Source organism: Lentzea kentuckyensis (assembly GCF_002150765.1).
GTDB lineage: Bacteria > Actinomycetota > Actinomycetes > Mycobacteriales > Pseudonocardiaceae > Lentzea > Lentzea kentuckyensis.
Genome location: NZ_MUYM01000124.1, coordinates 1 through 2104, shown reverse-complemented (window position 1 = coordinate 2104; position 2104 = coordinate 1). Strand labels below are relative to the sequence as shown.

Sequence of the window (2104 nt, the reverse complement as noted above, 5' to 3'; positions counted from 1 at the left end):
CGCGCCGGTAGATCTCGTTGTGCCTGCGGGCGTGCCGACGGTCGGGCGCAAAGCCCAACCGCCGCCGGGGCACCCGCCCGGCGGCGGTTGGACTTCGAGCCCGACCGTCGGCACGCCCGCAGGCACAACGAGATCTACCGGCGCGGCGACCGGCCGTGGCGGCGCACGGTCGCGGTGACCGGAACGCTGCTGGCGGTCGGTGGCGCACTGTTCGTCCTCAGTGGACAGTGGTGGGGTCCCGCTCGTATGGCCCGCAGGTGAAGGAGTCCCACGAATCGTCGAGGGACTGGAACACCATGACCCAGGGCAGGTCCTCGATTGGAGAGTTCCTCCGGCTCGCTGATGATCACACCACCCATGTTGGGTCCTCCTCGGTCCGTGCCGTGTCGGGGCAATGTCCACCGCCCCCGCTCAGACCCCCGTCGCCGCCCCTCGGTGTTCACCGGCCCGTTCTCCCGCCGTGGCCGAGGCGTCCGGCTGAATACGTCCGACTGACACATTTCGGCCGCAAGGCCTACCAGCGCTCCGGCGCGCTGAGCTCGGTCGAGGCCCAGATCACCAAGCCGGATCAGCTCACGAGCGCGACGAGCTTCGACACCAGCTCCGATGGCAGGGGGCGTGCGGCGTTCTCCGCGCGGAGTCGCTCGCACGCCGTCCTGATCTCCTTGTCCTCCAAGAGCTTCGTGAGATGCGAAGCGTCCACAGTGGTGTCTTCGAGCCACAGGCCGATACCAGCGTCGCGGACGAGTGTCGCGTTGTCGAACTGGTCGGCGCTGTGCGGAAGCAGCAACTGCGGCACTCCGGCGGCCAGCGAGGTGAAGGTGCTGCCGGAGCCGCCGTGGTGCACGATCGCGTCGCAGTGCTCCAACAGGGCGTTCAACGGGATCCACTCGACGAGGCGCACGTTCTCCGGCAGCTCGCCCAGTTCCGCGACGTCGGAGTCGCCGAGCGCGAAGATGAATTCCGCGTCGATCTCCTTGGCCGCCTCGACGATCTGGCCCAGCACGCCGACGGACATCAGGCCGACCGCGGTGCCGAGGGTGACGCACACCCTCGGCCGTTCCCGCTTGGCGAGCAGCCACTCCGGCAGCACCCCGCCCGCGTTGTACGCGACGTAGCGCATCGGCCACCCGATCTGCGGGGTGCCGAGCCCCTCGGTGGCGATGTCGATGATCGCGTCGGCCTCGGTCGGCCGCGTCACGCCATGCCGGTCGTAGGCGTCGGTGTACTTGGCGTACAGCGCGAGCTCGTCCGTCCCGCGCGCCGAACCGAAGTTGTGCTGCACGGCGGGAATTCCGAGCTTCGCGGCGATGAACGGGCCCGCGGAGTCCATCTGCTCGAAGACCACCAGGTCCGGCCGCCAACCCTGGGCGGCGGCGAGCATCCCCTCGGTGAGCCGGTCGCCGAGCGCGGCGAACACCCGCGCGACGAGCTCCATCGCCCGCCGCGGGTCCTCCACGAACAGCTCGTGGATCGAGGCGAAGTCCCCGAACCGCTCGTTCTCCCGCACTGTAGTCCCGAAGAACTTCATCACGTCCAGCCCCGGCGCGGCCTCCACCGCGGGCAGCCCAGCTTGCGCGGCGCGCTCGACGACGTCACCGGTGCTGGCGACCAGCACGTCGTGACCCCCGGTCCGCAGCGCCCAGGCGAGCGGGATCATCGGAAACAGGTGGCCAAGCCCCGGCGATGACGTGAAAAGAACTCGCACGACTTCCTCCCTAGGAGTCTGTTGGCGAATGGTGTGGGTTGGTCGTGAGCGTGAGGGCATGAAGGTGGGGCTTCTGGTAATCGAGATGTACCACCAACTTGATCATTAAAAGCCCCAGGATGTCTGTCTACCGTGTCGAGGCCGCGAAGGCGAGTTGTGGCGTGTCTGGTTGCGCATGTCGTGACCGGACACGTCGGTATCCGTCTGATCTGACCGATGAGCAGTGGCAGGTGTTGGAGCCGCAAGCGCGGGCGGTCATGGCCGAGTTGCGCAAGAGCCCTGCCGGAGCGCCAATGAAGCATGACCTGCGTGCGATGGTGGACGCGATCGGCTATCTGACCCGCTATGGCATCGAGTGGCGGGCGTTGCCGGCCGACTTCCCGCCCTGGGAAGCGG

3 protein-coding genes are annotated in these 2104 nt (G+C 68.2%); 2 read left to right on the top strand and 1 reads right to left on the bottom strand.

Annotated elements, in window-relative coordinates; translation table 11 throughout:
• Nucleotides 1–261: hypothetical protein (locus B0F77_RS48315; protein ID WP_211294280.1), on the top strand; the 261-nt coding region annotated here is incomplete at its 5' end.
• 307 nt (nucleotides 262–568) lie between these two features.
• Here the strand turns inward: B0F77_RS48315 and B0F77_RS40515 are convergent.
• Nucleotides 569–1660: a nucleotide disphospho-sugar-binding domain-containing protein gene (locus B0F77_RS40515; RefSeq protein ID WP_158102964.1), complete on the bottom strand. Its 1092-nt coding sequence runs from the start codon at nucleotides 1658–1660 to the stop codon at nucleotides 569–571.
• Nucleotides 1661–1827: 167 nt separating this feature from the next.
• On the opposite strand from B0F77_RS40515, the gene B0F77_RS51010 reads away from it, so the two are divergent.
• On the top strand, nucleotides 1828–2104 hold a 277-nt coding region (locus B0F77_RS51010; protein ID WP_143467182.1), incomplete at its 3' end, for a transposase.

Bases quoted from the DNA above. Each gene is read 5' to 3' on its own strand.
- B0F77_RS40515 (WP_158102964.1), bottom strand. From the start codon at position 1,660: ATGATCCCGCTCGCCTGGGCGCTGCGGACCGGGGGTCACGACGTGCTG.